Raw genomic sequence first — 426 nt, 5'->3', positions numbered from 1 at the left:
CGTCGCGCACGTGCAGCAGGAAGCACCGCGCGCCGTAGGACAGCTCTACCTCGATGGCGCTGGCATTGGCGTGGCGCAGTGCATTGCGGATGGCCTCGCGGCCGATCAGGAACACCTCCTCGGCGGCATCGGCCTGCAGCGGTGGTGTTGCGCCTTCCACAGTCAGGCGCAGCGGATTGGTGCCGTGCCCGGCGTATTCGGCGTGAACATCGGCCAGCGCCGAAGCGAGGTCGCGGCCCGCGAAAGGACCGTCGCGCAGTGCGTTGACCCGCTCCCGGCCCTCGGCCAGGTTGCGTTCGGTCAGCTGCATCGCCGATTCCAGCTGGCCGCGCACCCTGTCCGGGGTCTGCGGCGACTGGCTGATCGCGTGCAGCCGCAGGATCAGGCCCTGGCTGCCCTGCAGCAGCGTGTCGTGCAGGTCGCGGG

General features: G+C 70.4%; 1 protein-coding gene. It reads right to left on the bottom strand.

Features of this window, described 5'->3' with window-relative positions; translation table 11 throughout:
• Nucleotides 1-426 (bottom strand): sensor histidine kinase (locus HR086_RS47640; protein WP_217442276.1); only part of this gene is annotated, 426 nt, incomplete at both ends.

This window comes from Myxococcus sp. CA039A (assembly GCF_013336645.1).
Taxonomy (GTDB): domain Bacteria; phylum Myxococcota; class Myxococcia; order Myxococcales; family Myxococcaceae; genus Myxococcus; species Myxococcus llanfairpwllgwyngyllgogerychwyrndrobwllllantysiliogogogochensis.
This window is presented reverse-complemented; position numbering and strand designations above follow the sequence as displayed.